This is a genomic window from Streptomyces sp. NBC_01003, from assembly GCF_045162695.1.
GTDB lineage: Bacteria > Actinomycetota > Actinomycetes > Streptomycetales > Streptomycetaceae > Streptomyces.
The window spans coordinates 3,937,692-3,955,809 of record NZ_CP108707.1; the positions used below are offsets into that span (position 1 = coordinate 3,937,692).

At 64.2% G+C, this 18,118-nt stretch carries 11 protein-coding genes, 1 tRNA gene and 6 pseudogenes; 7 read left to right on the forward strand and 11 right to left on the reverse strand.

Translation table 11 applies throughout. The annotated features are described in order from the left end of the window. The first annotated feature begins 16 nt into the window (after positions 1 to 16). From OG698_RS17880 to OG698_RS17890, 3 genes are read left to right on the forward strand one after another with little or no spacing between them, the layout of a single operon-like run. Positions 17 to 2,809: a Z1 domain-containing protein gene (locus OG698_RS17880; protein WP_406104013.1), complete on the forward strand. Its 2,793-nt coding sequence runs from the start codon at positions 17 to 19 to the stop codon at positions 2,807 to 2,809. Further along, entirely contained in the window at positions 2,806 to 3,810 is a 1,005-nt protein-coding gene (locus OG698_RS17885) for a PD-(D/E)XK motif protein (protein WP_406104014.1), read from the forward strand. The genes OG698_RS17880 and OG698_RS17885 overlap by 4 nt, the downstream gene beginning before the upstream one ends. Beyond that, positions 3,803 to 5,803, forward strand: a complete 2,001-nt coding sequence (locus tag OG698_RS17890) for an AIPR family protein (RefSeq protein WP_406104016.1) — start codon at positions 3,803 to 3,805, stop codon at positions 5,801 to 5,803. Before OG698_RS17885 ends, OG698_RS17890 begins: the two co-directional genes overlap by 8 nt. 66 nt (positions 5,804 to 5,869) lie before the next feature. On the opposite strand, the gene OG698_RS17895 is transcribed toward OG698_RS17890, so the two are convergent. Then, the gene (locus tag OG698_RS17895) at positions 5,870 to 7,807 is read right to left on the reverse strand and encodes a DNA cytosine methyltransferase (RefSeq protein WP_406104018.1); all 1,938 of its coding nucleotides are present in this window, start codon (positions 7,805 to 7,807) and stop codon (positions 5,870 to 5,872) included. Between the two features lie 596 nt (positions 7,808 to 8,403). Here OG698_RS17895 and OG698_RS17900 point away from each other — a divergent pair. Further along, positions 8,404 to 8,497 (forward strand) — tRNA-Arg (locus OG698_RS17900). Between the two features lie 132 nt (positions 8,498 to 8,629). Here the strand turns inward: OG698_RS17900 and OG698_RS17905 are convergent. The 3 genes and pseudogenes from OG698_RS17905 to OG698_RS17915 form a co-directional block, all read right to left on the reverse strand. Then, entirely contained in the window at positions 8,630 to 9,250 is a 621-nt protein-coding gene (locus tag OG698_RS17905) for a tyrosine-type recombinase/integrase (RefSeq protein ID WP_406104020.1), read from the reverse strand. Between the two features lie 303 nt (positions 9,251 to 9,553). Then, positions 9,554 to 9,910: pseudogene (locus OG698_RS17910) on the reverse strand (ATP-binding protein); the annotation flags it as partial. 2 nt (positions 9,911 to 9,912) lie between these two features. Next, positions 9,913 to 10,712: pseudogene (locus OG698_RS17915) on the reverse strand (bifunctional DNA primase/polymerase). A 364-nt stretch (positions 10,713 to 11,076) separates the two neighbouring features. On the opposite strand from OG698_RS17915, the gene OG698_RS17920 reads away from it, so the two are divergent. Next, positions 11,077 to 11,817, forward strand: a complete 741-nt coding sequence (locus OG698_RS17920) for a creatininase family protein (RefSeq protein WP_406111125.1) — start codon at positions 11,077 to 11,079, stop codon at positions 11,815 to 11,817. A gap of 16 nt (positions 11,818 to 11,833) precedes the next feature. Here OG698_RS17920 and OG698_RS17925 read toward each other — a convergent pair. The 3 genes and pseudogenes from OG698_RS17925 to OG698_RS17935 all read right to left on the reverse strand — a co-directional run. After that, a pseudogene (locus OG698_RS17925) lies at positions 11,834 to 11,953 on the reverse strand (IS5/IS1182 family transposase); the annotation flags it as partial. Positions 11,954 to 12,055: 102 nt separating this feature from the next. Continuing rightward, positions 12,056 to 13,957 (reverse strand): pentapeptide repeat-containing protein, encoded by a 1,902-nt coding sequence (locus tag OG698_RS17930; RefSeq protein ID WP_406104021.1) that lies wholly within the window; start codon positions 13,955 to 13,957, stop codon positions 12,056 to 12,058. A gap of 267 nt (positions 13,958 to 14,224) precedes the next feature. Continuing rightward, positions 14,225 to 14,584 carry a hypothetical protein gene (locus OG698_RS17935; RefSeq protein WP_406104023.1) on the reverse strand — a complete coding sequence of 120 codons (360 nt, stop codon included), beginning with the start codon at positions 14,582 to 14,584 and terminating at the stop codon, positions 14,225 to 14,227. A 363-nt stretch (positions 14,585 to 14,947) separates the two neighbouring features. Between OG698_RS17935 and OG698_RS17940 the strand changes: the two are divergent. Together OG698_RS17940 and OG698_RS17945 are read left to right on the forward strand one after the other, a co-directional pair. Further along, positions 14,948 to 15,028 (forward strand): annotated as a pseudogene (locus tag OG698_RS17940) (glutamine synthetase); the annotation flags it as partial. Positions 15,029 to 15,104: 76 nt separating this feature from the next. Next, positions 15,105 to 15,221: pseudogene (locus tag OG698_RS17945) on the forward strand (winged helix-turn-helix transcriptional regulator); the annotation flags it as partial. Positions 15,222 to 15,248: 27 nt separating this feature from the next. Here OG698_RS17945 and OG698_RS17950 read toward each other — a convergent pair. The 4 genes and pseudogenes from OG698_RS17950 to OG698_RS17965 form a co-directional block, all read right to left on the reverse strand. Next, a pseudogene (locus tag OG698_RS17950) lies at positions 15,249 to 15,545 on the reverse strand (integrase core domain-containing protein); the annotation flags it as partial. A gap of 4 nt (positions 15,546 to 15,549) precedes the next feature. Next, entirely contained in the window at positions 15,550 to 16,749 is a 1,200-nt protein-coding gene (locus OG698_RS17955; protein ID WP_406104024.1) for an IS30 family transposase, read from the reverse strand. 89 nt (positions 16,750 to 16,838) lie between these two features. After that, entirely contained in the window at positions 16,839 to 17,636 is a 798-nt protein-coding gene (locus tag OG698_RS17960; RefSeq protein WP_406104025.1) for an IS3 family transposase, read from the reverse strand. Continuing rightward, positions 17,633 to 17,974, reverse strand: coding sequence for a transposase (locus tag OG698_RS17965; RefSeq protein WP_406104026.1), 342 nt, complete (start codon positions 17,972 to 17,974; stop codon positions 17,633 to 17,635). Before OG698_RS17965 ends, OG698_RS17960 begins: the two co-directional genes overlap by 4 nt. Positions 17,975 to 18,118: the final 144 nt, after the last annotated feature.

Here is an 18,118-nt window from a genome sequence, read left to right on the forward strand (position 1 = left end):
CCGGGGGGAGACATCTGTGGATCTGGCCGGCAGCAAGGACCTGTCCTATGCGTTGAAGGTGGCTATTCAGTTCTTGCCGGAGGATCGGCAGGCTACTCCGGACGAAGTGACCAAGGCTGTTGAGACGGCCAAGATGGTCTCCGGCCTCAACGGCGTGATGGTAGATGTCGCCGATCTACGCAAGCTGGTCGAGTCCCGCACCACCACCTTTCAGGAGAGTTCAGCGGGGCTGAGTAACAGCGAGGACCACGTCCCGTGGCTGCCCGATGCCAAGAACGACCGCTCGTGGGCCTTCTGGACCCGGTACGAACGGTTCCTGAAGCATTCGCGGGGCATGCCGCTCCAAGTGGTGAACAGCATCGACCGGACCACAGACGAAGTTCTTGGAGAGCTGGAAGATCCGCACCGGCCCGGTCCCTGGCGTCGGATGGGGCTGGTGATCGGCCAGGTACAGTCCGGGAAGACTGGCCAGTTCATCGGTCTGGCAGCGAAGGCTGCCGACGCTGGATACCGACTGATCGTTGTGTTCGCTGGTGTCCTCAACGACCTACGCGCGCAGACCCAACTCCGGATAGACGAAGGTCTGCTGGGATTTGACACGCAGTACCAGCTCCGTTCCGATCAAGAGGGTGCCGACCGTTACATCGGGGTCGGTGCCATGGCCGGTGAGCCGCGTCTCCACATCGCGTCACTGACCAATAGCACTGAAAAGGGCGACTTCGATCGGAAGACCGCATCCAAGGCGAATCTGCCGATCGGCAACTTCCCGGTGGTTCTCGTAGTCAAGAAGCATCCGAGGATCATCGACTACCTGCGTACCTGGGTGACGGAGGTCCACGGCGTTGAGGACCCCAAGACGGGCCGCAAGATAGTCCAGGACATCCCACTCTTCGTCATCGACGACGAGGCCGACAACGCGTCCGTCAACACGGCCGGTGACGGGGCTGACCCCACCAGTATCAACACCGCCATCCGCAAGCTGCTGACCAGTTTCGACAAGTCGTCCTATGTGGGTTACACCGCGACTCCTTACGCGAACATCTACATAGATCCGGATGCTGACCACGACAGCCTCGGCGGCGACCTGTTCCCCGAGAGCTTCATCCGAACGCTGCGTGCACCGTCTAACTACCTCGGTCCGGAGCGCCTATTCGGTCTGCGTGCCCACGCGGAAGAAGACGACATCGACCCGCTGCCGCTGGTACACCATGTCGACGACGCCGAGCACTGGGTTCCCGAGAAGCACAAGTCCGGCTTCACAGTGACCGCAGAGCTGCCGGATTCGTTGCGGCGCACCATCCATTCATTCGTCCTGACCTGTGCCGCCCGCCGCGCGCGGGGGCAGGTGGATGTCCACAACTCGATGTTGGTGCACGTCACCCGCTTCACCAAGGTGCAGGGGCAGGTACGGGACCAGATCGACGACTATGTGAGGCTGCTCCGGAACGGCCTCAGGGACCGCTATGGGGATGCATCCCGTGCGTATATGAACGAACTGCGGGCTCTGTGGGAGGAGGACTTCGAGGCCACCACGGCCTTCTTCACCGCGGACGAGGCCGAACGGCTGTCCTGGGAGCAAACCGCGGCCGAGATTCTCCCCGCGATCCAGAAGTTCGAGATCAAGGCCATCAACGGGGTGGCCAAGGACGTGCTGGACTACTACTCGAACCGGCACACAGGCATGTACGTCATCGCTGTGGGCGGGCAGAAGCTGTCGCGTGGCCTTACCCTTGAGGGCCTTTCGGTGAGCTACTACCTGCGCTTCGCCAAAACCTACGACACCCTGCTGCAGATGGGTCGCTGGTTCGGCTACCGGCCCGGCTACGAGGACCTGTGCCGGCTTTACACGACCGCACAGTTGGTGGGTGCCTACGAGGAGATCACGGCCGCAACTGACGAGCTCCGCCGGGACATCGAGGAGATGGCCGCGATCGGCTTCACCCCTCGTGAGTTCGGTCTCAAGGTGCGCACCTCTTCTCTGGGTCTGAGCATCACAGCCGCCAACAAGATGCGTCAGGGCACGCGGGTGCGGCTCAGCTTCTCCGGCGAACTCGCCGAGACGACCATCTTCCCTCTCACCAATGGGGTGCCGAAGCACAACTTCGACAGGCTGCAGGCATTCGCTGGCATGCTCCTGGAGCAGGCTTCACCTGAGGTCGACTCGAAGACTGGCAGCCTCGTGTGGTCGGACGTCCCTGCAGAGGTGGTGGCGGCCGGCTTTTTCGACCGCTACAAATCTGCGTCGGAGGCGAACAGGATCCGTCCGGACGCCATCTCTGCCTACATCCAGCAGTGTGCCAAGGCCGGGGAGCTCGGCAAGTGGACCGTCCGGGTCGTCTCCCGCCAGGGAGCGGACATGCCCGTCGACCTCGCGGGACACACGCTGGGTGCGGTCACACGAGCAGCTTCCAAGACCGCCCGTCCGGACTCCACGAAGCACACCATCAAGCGCATCCTGAACCCCAAGGACGAGTCGCTCGATCTCGACCACCCGGAGCAGTACGACGCCGCCTTGGAGGCGACGAAGAAAGCCGCTGCGGGGCGCAAGAACCGCAACGGCGAACCGCTCGCACCCACCCTGCCGACGGGTGAACCACTGCGCTGGCAGCGCCGACCCGATCAGGCTCACCTGCTCATCTACATGATGGAGCCACCGGAGAAGGCGAACCTCGATATACCGCTGATCGGATTCGCAGCCAGTTTCCCCTTCTCTCGGGTCCACACCGCGACCGAGTACGTCGTGAATGTTCCCTGGTGGAAGGACGACTCGGACGACCTCAGCTACGAGGACGGGGCCGAGGACGCATGATCGACGAAGCGCTGTGGCAGGAGCTCGAAGCACCACAGCCTGACCGGGGACGCTCCACCCGGCGGTTGTTCCCCGAGAGCGGGCACGACATCCACGTGGGTGTGACGCACCCGGGGCACCAGCGCATGCTACTGGTGAGAGGTGGTTCGCGGGCAGTCGACCGTGCGCGCCCCCTCCTTGTCAACCTGCGGGAAACCCACGGCCTGAGCCTGTCCTGCAGCTCGGTGAGCAATCGCGAGTTCGAGCTTCAGATCTCCCTAACCGCGGGTGAACTGCGGGAGGTGTTCACACCCCTCGCGGAGGACATCGCGCGGACCTCGAAGGACGCATCGTCGGAGACTGTCCTCGAGCGGGCGGTTCGACGGTTCACGCACTGGCAGCAGCTCATGCGTAGTGTCGGATCCCAGGGCCTGGGCAGAGAGGCCCGGCTGGGACTCTACGGGGAGCTGCGCTACCTGCGTAGCCACCTACTCGCCGCCCTCCCGACGCATGCGGCGGTGGAGGCTTGGACCGGGCCAGAGGGCAGCAGCCAGGACTTTCAGCTCCCGTCCGTTGCCATCGAGGTGAAAACTACCGCCAAGAAGAACCCCAGCACGGTCCGGATCGCGAACGAACGGCAACTCGACGATCGTGGAGTCGGCCGCCTAGTGCTCGTGCACCTGGCCCTCGACGAGCGCCGGGGTGGTCTGGGCGAGAGCCTCAACTCGGTGGTGGACGACATCCGCACCGCCGCCGGCATTGCCTCGGCATCCGCCCGGTTCGAGAGCCGCCTCATACAGTCCGGCTATTTGCCGCACCAGCGGGACCTCTACGACGAGCCGCGCTACACACTTCGTCGCGCCGACCTGTGGACCGTCGACGAGGGGTTCCCGCGCATCGTGGAGACCGACCTTCCCGACGGGGTCGGCAACTGTGCCTACGACATCAGCGTCATCGCGCTTGAGAAGCACCGCACCACGACCGAAAAGGTCACCGAAGTAATCAGAGGTACTGATGGCTGAGCTGCCCCTTGCCGACTACGCCCGTACGCTCACGGGCGATATACAGACCCTGGCAGAAGCAGAGGACGGCTCGATCCCAAGGACGTTCACCCGTTGGGTGCTCGAGCAGTTGGAGGAGTCCGGGTTCGTCGCCAACATGACGGTCGCCTACCACAGCGGGCATGGCGTCATGGTGTACGGCTTCGGATACAGCGACGACCGCTCGGTCCTCGACCTCTACACCACCGAGTTCAGCCTCGACCCCATGGCCGACGGGCTGACCAAAGCCGACGTGACACGGCACTTCCGCAGGCTGCTCGCCTTCCTGCAGAAGGCCGGCAGCATACGGGGCAACTTCGATCAGCCAACCGAGGTGCACCAACTGTGCGAGGGCGTCGAGAAGCTGCTCGCCAACGCCTCGAAAGTACGCTTGTTCCTGTTCAGCAACTGCGAGTCGACGGCCCGCACGCAGCCGGAGCCCACCGACTTCCAGGGCCTCCCCGTCGAGCATCACCTCTGGGATCTCGCCCGGCTCTACCGCCACCAGACGTCCGGTGCTGCCAGCGAGCCGATCGTTGTGGAGTTCGACCCGCCGATCAGCTGCCTGTCGGTGCAGAGCATCGAGCCCAATCTCTCCGTGACCCTCGCCGTCGTTCCCGGGCGCCACCTCGCCGAGCTGTACGAGGAGCACCGGACGCGTCTCCTCGAGCTCAACGTGCGCGCGTTCCTGCAGGCCCGTAGCACGGTCAACCGGGGGATCCGCCTCACCCTGCTCAATGAGCCGGGGCGGTTCCTGACCTACAACAACGGCATCACGGCGACGGCGACCGACGCGGAGTTCGTCGAGGACACGGCCGGAGGCCGCGTCGGCATCCGCAAACTCACCGGCCTCCAGATTGTGAACGGCGGACAGACCACCGCCACCCTCCACCACGTCTTCAAACGGGACAAGAGGGACCTGACCGGTGTCAGCGTCCAAATGAAGCTGATGCTGATGGGCTCGGACGAACTAATGGAAATCGTCCCGAGCATCTCGCAGTACTCGAACACTCAGAACAAGGTTACGCTGGTCGATCTCTCGGCCAACGACAAGTTCCATGTCGAGTTCGAACGAACCAGCCGCACCTTGTGGGCGCCTTCAACCACCCCTGGCGGTCCGCAGACACGCTGGTTCTACGAGCGTGCCCGCGGTTCGTACGCTGTGGAGGAAGCGAAGCACACGGCAGTCGTCGCACGGCGCAAGTTCAAGGCCGAGAACCCGGCCGCCCAGCGATTCGCCAAGTCTGACCTGGCCAAGTTCGTCAACGCGTGGAACGGGTTGCCGCACCTAGTGAGCCGCGGAGCGCAGAAGAACTTCGCTGCCTTCCAGGCTGACATCAAGAAGCAGCCCCCAGTCATTGATGCGGACTACTGCCGTCGGACGATCGCCATGGGCATCCTCTTCAAGGCGGTCGACAAGGTGGCCAAAGTCCACGACGCAGGAAGCCACAAGGCCCTGATCACTGCTTACACGACTGCCCGCCTCTGCGAGGAGACCGGGCGGCGCATCGACCTCAACCGCATATGGCGTGAGCAGAAGGTGAGCGATGCGGTCGTCCAAGCCGCCCACGATCTGTGCCCACTGATCATGGATATGGTCATCCAGGAGGGCAAGCACGTCACCGAGTGGGCAAAGAGCAGCAAGTGTTGGGAGGAGGTCTCCCTCATCCCCTGGACCGTTCCAGACGAACTGGACGAGGAACTGCTAGCGCGGCCTGTCGAGTTCGCGATAGACACCCGGGAGGAAGAGGAGGAACAGCTCTCCCGGCTCAAGCAGATCGAGTTGAGCGAGTGGGAGATGCTAGCTGACTGGGCCCGGGAGACACGCGCCTTGGAGTTGGCCGAGCAGCAGATCGCCACGACGATCGCCGCCAAGCTGGCGACCAACGGCACCATCACGGCGGCCCAGGTCAGGAAGGCACTGGAGGTCTACGACAGGGCGATCGAAGAGGGCTTCAGCGCGTTCGCACCGTAGGACGGCTGACGACGGGCCTGCTCTCGAGGCAGATAGCAATCTGGAGCAGGCCCTCGCCCTCCTTGATCAGGACGCGGCCCGGCCGCCGTCCTCCTCAATGAAGGTCTGGCTGTACAGATCGTCCGCCGGGGGCTTGCCGACGCAGTGCTTGCGCAGCGGGCACCACGGGCAGCCGGGCTGAGTGACCTTGCAGTACGCGTTGCCGATCACGCGGAGCGCGGCCATACGCAGCGACGAGTCCTTGCCTGCGCCGACGAGACGAATCAAGTCAACGCGACCGTCGGTCAGCTTGTTGACCTGGTCGCCCGTGCTCCCGTTGACCCTGGCTCCGACCCGGAGTGCGCCCTGCGTGATGAGCAGGAGGTCCTGCTCTCCCAAGAGGAGTGTGTACAGGGCCTCTTCGGCAGGCTTGAAGCCGAGACGTTCCGGAACGCTGTTCTTCTTCGCCTCACCCCATGCATTCCGGTCGTCGACCAGTGGTTGCAGACGGCTCAGTCTGTCCTTAGCCGACGCCGTGGGGGCCCTCTCTATGATCTGTTCGAAGAGTCGGCTGGTCACAGCCTTCCTGCCACGGACGACTTCCATGATGTCGCGGATCTCACTGCTCTTCATGCGACTTCCCGCCAGCAGAGCCATCACCGCGGCCTGGGGCGCAGCCATCTCATCCCCCGGGAACTGGTACCAGCCCTCCTGCTCCCGCGCGGAATCCGCCCACTTGCCAAGGTCGTCCCGTACCTGCCGCCAATGCGGAACCAGCCCCGAGTTCTCGGGCATTCCCTCGACGGGGAGGACCACCTTGGCTGCCGCGTGTCCGAGGAGAGGCGGCACCGCGTTGCCGATTTGCCGGAAGGCATCGCTCCGCGTCCCAGCGAACCGGAATCTGTCCGGGAACGTTTGAATTCTGGCAGCCTCTCGCACCGTCAACGTTCGGTGATCCTCAGGGTGGATGTACCAGTAGCCGTCCTTGGCAATGTGGGCCGTGATTGAGCGACTGAGTTCATTCCAGGCCAGACGCTTGTATTTGTCCGTGAAGTTGTCCGCACGGTAGCGACGCAACTTCTCGGGAATATCCGAGTACAAGGTCTTCGATGTCATGTGTTCGGAGAAGATCTCCAGGTCGTCGCTACGCACCCGCCGAGTCATGTGGTCATGAATAAAGGCCCCCGGAGCACCCTCCCGCATCCTGCTGGCGAACTCGGATAGATCCACGGGTTCCGCGTAGGGCAGTTCCCGCTCCCCAACGCGCGCCTGTGCCTCCACCTGGAAGCGTGGGAGGTCGGAGATCGCCTGCTGCAGGTTGACGGCCGTCTCCACCTTCGGCTGCCAGTCGAAGCGCTCTACGTCGTTGCGAGCCAGCAGTATCAGTCGCTTGCGGTGCTGCGGGACGCCGTACTGCCATGCGTCGACGAGGCGGACCTGCGTCGCGTACCCGAGCTCCTCGAGCTTCTCCTCGATGATCCGCACAACTGCGAAGTCATCCCCCAGCCCCATGTCTGGGACGTTCTCCATGAGAACGGCTCTCGGGCGGACGCGTGTCACGATGTCCAGGTACGCCTGCCAGAGCTGCTTCCGGTGGTCCTGCGGATCCCGGCCGTAGTTGCGCACAAGGTCTCGGATCTTGCTCCGGCCGGCCCGGCTGAACGGCTGACAGGGAGGCCCGCCTGCAACGAGGTCGATTTTCGCCTGGGACAGCAGCTCCACCAGGGCGTCGCGTACCTCCGGGTCACCCAGGTCCCTCCGCAGGCTGAGACCGGGAAAATTGTGGGCGTGGGTCTCCAAGGCGCGCTCGTCGAAGTCGACACCCGCAGCCATGGTCCAGCCTGCTTCTTGGATACCAAAGCTCAGCCCACCGGCACCGGTAAACAAGTCCACGGCCAAGAGGTCATCTTGATGACGGCTGAGCCAGTCGGAGAAATCATCCTGGGTGCAGTGATCGTCGTGGGGGTCGAGTCGGAGGTAGTCCGACCGTTCCAGAGGGACTCCGTACCATCCCTTAGTGCTCATGCTGCCCTCCACGCCCACGAGTCGGCGATCACTCTGAGCGCGCAAGCATCCACTGAGAGCAGTGGCCCCCGTGGTGAGAGACTCTACGTGGCGCCAGGCCCGTCGCCGACCCAAACAGCAGAATCCGCGGGTGGTTTCGCTCGAAGAATTCAGCGAATCATTCGAGGGAACGAACCACCCGCGGAAGCCACAACCAACGATCTACGAGTCCACCGATCGTACTCGAAGCACCCAAGATTACCTAGCCAGTCTCCGCTCCTCCAGCCCGAACTTTCGGCCTTGCATGTCGCGTTGCGCGCAACATCGCGGCCGGCCCCACCGAGATCCGTCATCTGGCCCGCAGCATCCACAGGTGACCGACTGCCACAGGCATGGTCGACGAACGCCACCAGCGAGTGGTGTCCAAACCTCTCCAGGTCTCGGCGGCACCCTGCTTCTGCGAGTGAGCCAGGACGAGAGCCCCGTCGCTGTCCACAATCATCTGCGCGCCTGTGTCCGCATCCCTACAGCGCGCTCCTGGATGACTCCGGCGAATGACCTTCGCGGGACTGAACAGGCCTCCACGTCTGTGGACCATTCGCGGACGGGGCGCCAACGCCGGACGAGTTGCAACGCCCTGACCAGTGAGAACAAGGTGAACCTTAACGGCCTCCGGAGCCGTGTGCGCAGGTTCGAATCCTGCCGGGGGCACTTCGCAGCAACCAGGGTGATCAAGCCTCTGACCTGCGCAAGTGCCAAGCATGAAGAGCCGGACCCAGTCCCACTGGGTCCGGCTCTTTGTCGTTCTCAATCGCTGATCGCGAGTGAGTGGCGAGTGAGAAATCAGGACGCTTCCTCGCCCCACCCCATCGCCTTCTCGATCTTCTTGTTGTTCACCTCCTCATGGCCGTCGATGCAGCCCTCGTAACGGCGGTGGATAACCTCGGGCGAGTTGCCCGCGCGTCGGGCGACCTCGGCAACGGGGACTCCCGCGTTCAGCCAGTTCGTGATGCAGGTGTGCCGCAGGTCGTAGGGACGATGCGCGAGCGGCGAGTCCACCTTGTCCGGCGGGAGCGCGATGGGGCGGGCGTCCTGCCAGACCCGCCAGTAGCTCGACGTTCCCAACACCTCGCCTCGCTCATTGGCGAAGATCCGGCCGTCCGTGGCCACCCCGAACTCCCTGATGTGCTCGCGCAGCATCGCGACCAGCGGGGGCGGGATGGGGACCGGCCGGTCCGCCTTGACCTCCCGGGACTTGAGCCCGCGCTTGTCGTGCCGTTTGCCCGAGTCGGTCCACTTCTTGCCCGAGACCGGACGGGTCTCCTGGAGGGTGAGAGTCCCCCAACCCTTCTCGGGCAGGTAGCAGTCCCTTTCACGGAGACCAACTGCCTCGGCCGGCCGCATGGCGGCGTAGAGCTGGCAGGCGAAGAACGCCACGAGACGACGGCCGCGGTTGCGATGCACTGAGCCGACGTACGAGACCGCCGTGAGGAGCTGGCCGCCCTGCACACTGCGTTCACCAAGACCCGGGGGTCCACGACGTCTCCACGGGTCGCGCCGGCGCGCTTCACTCCCGCGAGGGGGTTAGCGTCCAGATAGCCGCACTCAATCGCGTACTCCATGGCGGTGTTGAACCCGCGGCGACGGCGCTTGTAGGTCTCCCCCGCCGCCGGGCTGTCATCCAGCTTGAACGACAGGCGGTATTGAATGTCCCGAATCACTCGGGGGTCCGAAAGAGCCGACAGAGGGAACGATCTGTGCTGAAGCCAATTGCAGGCTGCCGCTAGGCCCTCGGGAGGCTCCCAGCCAGGTCGCCCCGTCAAAGCCGGGGGCAACCCGGATGTGGACCGGCTGTACGTCCTCGCTCAGCGCGAGTGCCTCGATCAGGTCCAACGCCTCCTTGATGGCGCTGCCGTTGAAGACGCCTTTCCCGTCGCGGAACAGGCCGACCATGAGTTCCTGCCGGTGGCTGCCCGTGGTGCCCTGAGAACGGATCGGACGGGCCACCGGGTGGCCCTTCTTCTGCGCGTAGACGGTGCCGTCGGGAGTGCGGAAGTACCGGAAGTGCTCTTGGGCGTAGTCGGTGATGACCTCGCGGGCGGGGGTCTTGTCGTCGTCTGCCATGGTCACACTCCCAACGTGGTAAGGGCATTGGCCCATGCTTCGGCGCAGTGCCGGGCGCTCTCGCCCTTGGCCTGAGCGGCGCTGAACAGTCGGCCGACGTGCGCGTCGGTGAGGCAGCCGCACCTGCCGTGTGTGGAGAGCACGGCCAGGAAAGTGCGGTACACGGCGTTGTGCACGCCGCTGGTGGCCTCGGTGATGCGCTGCTCCGGCATCGCGATGCCACGCTCCAGGAACGCGGGCGTGCGGTGGCGGCACTCCCCACCCCCGCCCGGCACGGGCACGGTGACGGCCGGCGGCGCGGGCCGGGGCGGGGTGGGCTTGCTCGATGCGAGCGCGCGCACGGTATCCGGCAGGTAGGCCAGGCCATCGCGCCGGCGCCGAACCCGAGCCAGCGGGCGTAAGCCATAGTGGACTTGATGTCCACGCCCGGCCGCACGCCGTTGGCTGACTGCATCCGACCGAGGTAGAGCCAGTGCTCGCCCCGGGTGGTGGGCACGGTCTGCGTGACGGGCAGGTGCTCGCGAGCCCACGTAATGGCGTCGGCATTGTCGAGGTCCACGACCGTCAGCCCGGCCCCGCCCGGGTGGTAGGCGACCGCGCTCGCGCGGAGCCAGGCGCGCCGCCAAGGGCCGCAGCCGATGACGTCCGGGTCGGTGGTCGCGGCGGCCCACGCATGGCAAGGCCCGGGGCAGGCGCACGACCCGGGGTTCTTCATGTTCGGCCGGCCGCCACAGCACTGTGTCCGGGTCTCGATCGCTCTTGGGGCGAACCCAGATGAGGTGCAATTGCCGAGTGGCGGCATCCCACCCGCGCCGCACCCTGGAAGAAAACTGGGAGAAGATCTTCTCCCAGATGCTTATGTCGCCGGCTCGAATCCGGAGAGGACCGGACCCGCGACGGGACTCCTGCGTGCGTCTGGCAGGCCGCCGCGGGCGATACCGGCCGGCCTCCGGGGTGGATGCGGCTCAGCCGATGAGGCGGTACGAGCGCTGCCGTCGGTCGTCGTGCACCACGATGCCCTGGGCTCTAGTGGACTCGCCTGACTCTGACCAGACGGCGACGCGGGGGCAGCAAGGATCTTGGCAAAGCTGACGCGTCTGCAAACGCACCTGGCACCGTTCCGCAAGCTAGTGGAGATTGCTGAACTCAGCCGGGCTGTGCGCAGGATGAAGGGCACCTGGCGAGACCTAAGGAGAGCCGTGAAGCTGCTTCCCGCGATCACCACCACTGACGTCCAGGAACAGGAACCGCGAGTCGCCATTCTTCCGATCGGTTCGTACGAGCAGCACGGCGCCTACCTGCCGCTCATCACGGACACGGCCATCGCGTGCATCATTGCCCGCGAGATTGCCGCCGCCTACCCGGTGCTGCAGCTCCCGCCAGTGACGATCGCGTGCAGTCACGAACACGGCACGTGGGCCGGAACCGTAAGCATCAGCGCGCGTACGCTCCACGCGATGGTGACGGACATCGCTACTTCCCTGGAAGCCTCAGGGATCCGCAAGCTGGTGCTTGTGAACGCCCACGGTGGCAACTACGTGCTGTCCAACATTGTTCAGGAAGCGAACCTGACCGAGCCGCGGATGACGCTCTTCCCACAAGGCCGCGAGTGGAATCGGTGCCGGGACCGCGCCGGCCTAGTGTCTGACGCTCACAGCGACATGCATGTGGGGGAGATTGAGACGTCCATTCTTCTCCACGCGGAACCCACGCTCGTACGAGATGGGTACGAAACCGCGGATCACGACGGAGGAGAGCGGCCGTTCCTGCTGACGCACGGGATGAAGGCGTATACCGAGACCGGGGTGATTGGCTTTCCCCCGTATGCGACGGCGGATAAGGGAAAGGCTGTGCTTGCGAGTCTTGTGGAGGACTTCTCCGCACACCTTGAAGCACTCGGGGGCTAGTGAGCTCTTTCCAACCTCACGTTGAGCTGGCCAAATGCAGGAAGAGAACGGCTTGGACGAGGCTCGTAATGCGGGTGGTTGAGCATCGCAGTCTGCGGAGGAGCCGCCAGGACTTGAGGGTGGCGACTGCCTGCTGACGTGTGCGGATGAAGCACCCGAGAATCTGAGCACACGACGGAAAGGCGTTCCTTTGGGGTGCCACCCGACAGATCCGATGTCGGCGGGTTTCACAGGCTGGCTACCGCTTAATTCGTCCACGGACGGCGAGTACCGCGAGACCGAGGAAGACCGGCTCCACGACCCGTGAGATCATCTCGACGTACATTCCGGAAGTCGTCAGATCCTGCTCCGAAGAGCGGAACACCACAGAATTTATGACCACGCGCAAGGATTTCTCGAAACGCTCGGTCGACAACCGCGCAAGATATGATCCTGATGGATTCTCAGGATCAGGCGTCTCTGTAGTAATTGTGATCCGATTCCCAGACAATGTACCTGAGCTCTCTAGTTTTGCAGATTCCTTTGGTATACCCCACAACATAATGGCGAGCATGGTGATTAGCATGGAATTTGCAAGCCATCCAACGGCTCGTATCGCGCGCAGGCCATACCCGGACACGGCCCAGTAAGACGTTAGAAGCGTCCGCTCACCCAGGGAGATTTCTGGGTCATGACGACGCATCTCCATTTCACCGTAGTAGAAGTCGGCCGCTCCGGGTTCGTTCTTGCTATCCTCGAAGGCTTTACGAAGCTGCCTGTACACCGGGGCCAGCGCAGCCGGCTCCAGTACTCGAACTCCTTCTGGTGCGGGATTCCAGCCGATTTCCTGCTTGCTCCGCGTGGCCCGCCAATAATGTTCCTCCACCAGCGTCCGGCGTGATGTCCAGCGCAGAGGGAGCAGGCCCCGCCTTCGCACTCCGACCGGGGTTGCCGGCAGAGGGCATCGGCCTTCAAGCCGCAACTGGTCCAGGTGAATTGTTCCCGCGAACCGGCACTCTGTAAGGTCGACATCGGTCAATACGAGGTGCGCGGCGTCCACACCTTGGAGCGAGGTGACACGGGCCACCGGAGGCACATTCGGAACTGCTTCGTGCTCGTCACCTGTCCGGTCGGGCCTAAATCCCCCGACGATGCTCACCGGGAACTCCAGGACGGCTTCACTGAGATCCAGCTCGGCATCCCCTGCGTAAAGTGTGGCAGTAGACGCCCAACGTACGCGGCGACAGACTGCCCGCGTCTCTACCTTCATAGCAATGGAAGATTCGAAGGTGACGCCAGACAGATCCGCAGTGCCTCTGGGGAGCAGCACCTCAAGCAGTGGAGCGCGCGTGAACACGGCATGATTGAGTCGCAGAGTACCGCTCATTTCTGCAAAATCAAACCGCACCTCGCCATCGATTGCCGCTTTATCAAACCGCGCATCACCGTCAAGCGATGATTTGTCGAAAATCACGCCGCCATTGAGTGATGCCCCGACGAACCAGATGCCGCCCTCGATCGTCGTGTATAGGAAGTGGATGCCATTCTCAATATTTGCATTGACCGCCCAAAGGCCACCGTTGACGGTCGTCGCAACAGACCAGATGCCCCCGCCAATCTCAGCCTTAACGAATCGCGCACCGCCCTCGATCTTCGATTCATCGAACCAGACATCATTTTTAACGCTCACCCCGCGAAAGTGTACGCCGCCTTCAATTTTCGCATTTTGGAAAAAGGCCCATCCGATTTTTGCTTCATCGAAACAGGCGCCGCCCTTGACTTCTGCTCTGTCGAGCCGAGCGTCTTTTTCGATTTCAGCGGCGCGGAACAGGAGTTTCCCGCCGACTCTCGCGGCGTCAAATCTGGCGTCGCCCCTAATTGTTGCGAAGTCGAATCGAACGTCCCCAACCACTTGAGCTCTATCGAATCGGACGACGCCGTTTACGGCTGCTTTGACGAACCAGGCGTCGCCTTTAATGCTCACGCCGTCGAACCGAGCCGTGCCATTGATGGTCGTGTTGACGAAGCGGGCTTCACCATCGATCGTCACATTGCTAAATGTGGCGTCACCCTCAATTTTTGCGCCAAGAAAAGAAGCGTTTCCGATTCGAGGAAAGCCGCTTTCGGGATCTCTCAGCGCATCGAGCAGCCGGGTGAGCATTTCCGAAGATAGGACGGTCTCCTCATGGGATATATCGGCACCAGGCGTCAAGGCCGCCAGGAAGGCCGACTTTTCCTGTTCGCTTAGATGCTCCAGGCACGATCCGTACGGGGCTACGCGGCGACCCCGGCAGCCCACGGAGTCGCTGTCCGGGTCGGATCCCTGCCCGCAGTGCGGCCAGTCTGGTGGAGCACAGGACTCCCCAGCGGACGACGTAACAGACATGCCTGGAGGTCCCCCCACACTGACAGCGCCTGGCCGAGAAGCCTAACGCAGTACACAAGGATGCCACGTTATCCACATGAATTCATATTGGCGATCTAATCCGTCTTTGATCGCCTTCGCTGTAGCCGAGTAGCAGTCGGTCAAATACTCGCGATACTTAGGGCCTTGGTTGTCGCTCGTGTACGCCTTGATTTCAGCGTAGAACAAGTTCTTCGTTTTGTTTTCGAAGTATCCGGCTACGTCCCACGACTCCTGCTTCCCGTTCAGCAGGGTCAGTTTTGTCATCTGTGGCGCCTCGTAAACGATCCAAGGAGCGCTCACGCGCGTGGTGCTCTCCAGCCACTGCTGCGCGAAGTAGGCACCCTCGCGGCCCCGTTCCTGCTGCTCCTCGCCCGCCGCCATGCAAGCAAGATATGACCCGCAAACGCGCGTGTCACCATAGCGATCAATGAGTGACTTAGAGTCATGCTTTGGCCAAAACATGGGCTCGTGGTGTCGTCAACGATCGCCGACAGGGTGGGCTCTGTCAGCCTGCTTTCCCCCAGGTGACCCCCGAGCGGAGTGCGCGGAGAAGAACCTCCTGGTCAGCGAGGGGGGAGTCGGCCCGCTGCAAATCTGCCGACCCTCGGAAGGCCGCCTAACCCGGGCCGTCAACGGGTGGCCCTCAACGACAGACAACGACCATCAATGACCCGGTGCCCGCAGGTCAGGAGTGGTCCAGCTTGGATCGCAGCAGGCGGTCGGCGGCGCTCATCAATTCCTGCGCGCAACAAGAAGCAGGAGTGGGAGGAGTACCGCTCCGAGGTCACCGCGTTCGAACTGCGGAAGAACCTGCCGGTGCTGTAAGCACAGGTCAGGGGTGCTTTTCGTCCAACGACCGACAGGGGCCCACGGTCAATGATCGTGGGCCCCTGTCGCGCCTCCCGCCATCTCCCGGCGCATGCTCACCCTCGTCCTCAAGCGCCTTCAGTGCAGCGGCCTTGTCGAGCGCACTGCCTATGCGGAGGTGCCGCCCCGCGTCGAGTACTCGGGCCTTCCCCCGTGAAGGTGGGCACGCGGTTATTGATCACGCGGCGAGCGTGAGTTTAGCGGTGTGGTGTCGGTGTTCGTATGCGTTGGGGCTGAGGTGGCCGTTGGCGGAGTGCCGGCGGCGGGTGTTGTAGCGGGTCAGCCAGGCGAAGACGGTCCTGCGGCAGGTGCCGGAGTCGCTGTAGTCGTGGGCGCCCTGGAGGGTCTCGCGTTTCAGGGAGGCGTGGAAGCTTTCGCAGGCCGCGTTGTCGGCACTGGTGCCGACCGCGCCCATCGACCGGGTGACCCCGAGCTGGTCGCAGAGGCCGGCGAAGGCCCGGGAGACGTATTGGGCGAGTTCAACTGGTCGATGCAACACCGGCTTGTTGAAGCGAGCGTAGTTGCTCCTCGAAGATTTCAGCGGGCGTCTTCCACCCGAGGATCTTTCGTGGCCGGTTGTTGAGCGCGTGAGCGACGGCCTCGAGTTCGTCAGCGGACCAGCGCGACAGGTCGGTGCCTTTGGGGAAGTACTGCCGCAGCAGACCGTTAGTGTTCTCGTTCGTCGGGCGCTGCCACGGTGAGTGCGGGTCAGCGAAGAACACCCGCGTCCCGGTCTCCAGCGCGAACTGCGCGTGGCCCGAAAGCTCCTTCCCGCGATCCCACGTCAGGGTCTTGCGCAACTGGTCGGGCAACTTGGTCATCGACGCCGCGAGTGCGGCGTTCATCGCGACGGCCCCGTAGCCGCCGAGCGATGGCCCGTTCTTCACATACGGCTTCTCGCCCCAGCCCTCCATGCGTGGCAGGTGGACCAGGAGCGTTGAACGGCTGCTGCGCTCGACAAGCGTGCCGATCGCGGACCTGTCCGTCCCGATGATCAGGTCGCCTTCCCAATGCCCGGGCATGGCCCGGTCGTTGGCCTCGGCGGGGCGCTCGCTGAGGACGACATCGGCGGTGACATGCCCTTGGGGCTTGTTCCGTGACCTGGCCCTCGGCTCCCGCAACGCTCGCCCCGTTCGGAGACAAGTGACCAGTTCACGCTTGAGCGCACCACGCCCCTCGATGAACAGCGACTGGTAGATGGCCTCGTGGCTGATGCGCATGGACTCATCATCGGGGAAGTCGACCTTCAGCCGATGCGCGATCTGCTCTGGGCTCCATGCCGTCGACCACCGTCGGTCTTGGCGATGGGGCTTGTTCAACCCCTTCCACGGCGGTGTCCTGGGGCCCGGGACGATCGTGCCGTCATGCCTACGGACGTTCCCAGCGAGCCGGTCTTGCACGTACTCACGCAGCCGCTCGTTGCCCACCAGCTTCGCCGTCTTCGGACGCTTTGCGGCCCGCTGGGCCTTCCACTGCGCCACCACGGCGCGGTAGACCGGCTTCCCGCCCCTGGTCGCAGCGTTTCGGCGCAGTTCACGAGACACGGTCCCGGGGTCGCGGCCGATCGTGAGAGCGATCTCGCGCACGCCCTTGTCCTGGGCCTTGAGCAGCGCGATCTCCTCACGCTCGGCGAACGACAGGTACCGGCCAGTGGGCTCGTCCAGGCTCAGCGGGGTCATCCCGCCAGCGTGTCGAAACCATCGGATCCCGACCGGTGCCGACACGCCGACCCCCTCGGCGGCCTGGACCGTTGTGACCCCGGACTCGATCAGGCGCCAGAACTCCCGTTGCACAGCGCGCGACGGCTCCGGGCGGCCGGGCGAGCGCATCGGCGCCCGCATCGCCCGATCCGCGGCCCACTGCCGTCGCGCCCCGGCCGGCGCCTGCGGCATCGGCTTCTTCGCTCGTCCCATCCAACACCTCCGTGATCAAGGTGTTGCGACGACCAGTTGAATTCGCCTTGGGCCCCGTGGTCGGAGTGGAACACGGCGCCCTCCAGGCTGCCGCGGGTCGCCGCTGCCATCCGCAGTGCGTCGGCGACCAGGCTGGTGCGCATGTGGTCGGCGATGGACCAGCCGACGACCTTGCGGCTGAAGCAGTCCAGCACGGTCGCCAGATAGAGGAACTGCCCTTTTTCCAGGGGGAGATACGTGATGTCGCCCATGTATTTCAGTCCGGGTCCGGTGGCGGTGAAGTCCCGCTGGAACAGGTCCGGGACCGGTGAGGCTGCCGGGTCCGGGACGGTGGTGCGCACGTGTCTGCGCAGGCGGATCCCGGTGATGGAGAACGTCCGCATGATCCGGGCGATGCGCTTCTCGTTGACCCGCCGTCCTTTCTCGCGGAGCTCGGCGGTCACTCGCGGGGAGCCGTAGGCGCCGCCGGACTCGCCGTGGACCTCGCGGATCTCCTCGGCCAGGAGCCGGTCCTGGTGCTGCCGGGTGGCCCGGGCCTCGGCGCCGGCGAGCCACTTGTAGTAGCTGGACCGGTTCACGTCCAGGACCTGGCAGAGCCGCTTCACCTCGTAGGTGTCCCGGTGGTCGTCAACGAACTGGAAGCGGCTCCTCACCAGTTCGTCTCTCCGGCGAAATACTTGGCCGCCTTGCGGAGGATGTCCCGCTCGGTGGCCAGCTTGCGCTCACTCGCCTCGAGCTCGGCCACCCGGGCCTCCAGCTGCCGGACCCGCTCGTCCGGATCAGCGGACGGCACCGCCTCCCGAGGCCGGGTGCCCTTCGCAGCCGCGGCGCCGGCGCCACGGCGTTCGCGGTCCCGCAGCACCCACTCACGCAGGGTCGCCCGGTTGACGCCCAGGTCAGCGGCGATGCTCTTGTAGGTCGCCCCGGGTGTGGACTCGTACAGGGCCACGGCATCGGCCTTGAACTCGTCCGAGTAGTCCTTCATCGCCATCGGCGGTCTTCTCGCTTCCTCCGGATCAAGCAGATCCAGTATCAGCGTGTCCACCACTCAGGGGGAGGCCCCCTCCACTCACTCCCTCGGCGCCTCCCTGCTGTCCGCCATTGAGCACCTGGCTGCCTGGAGCTCCGAGCATCA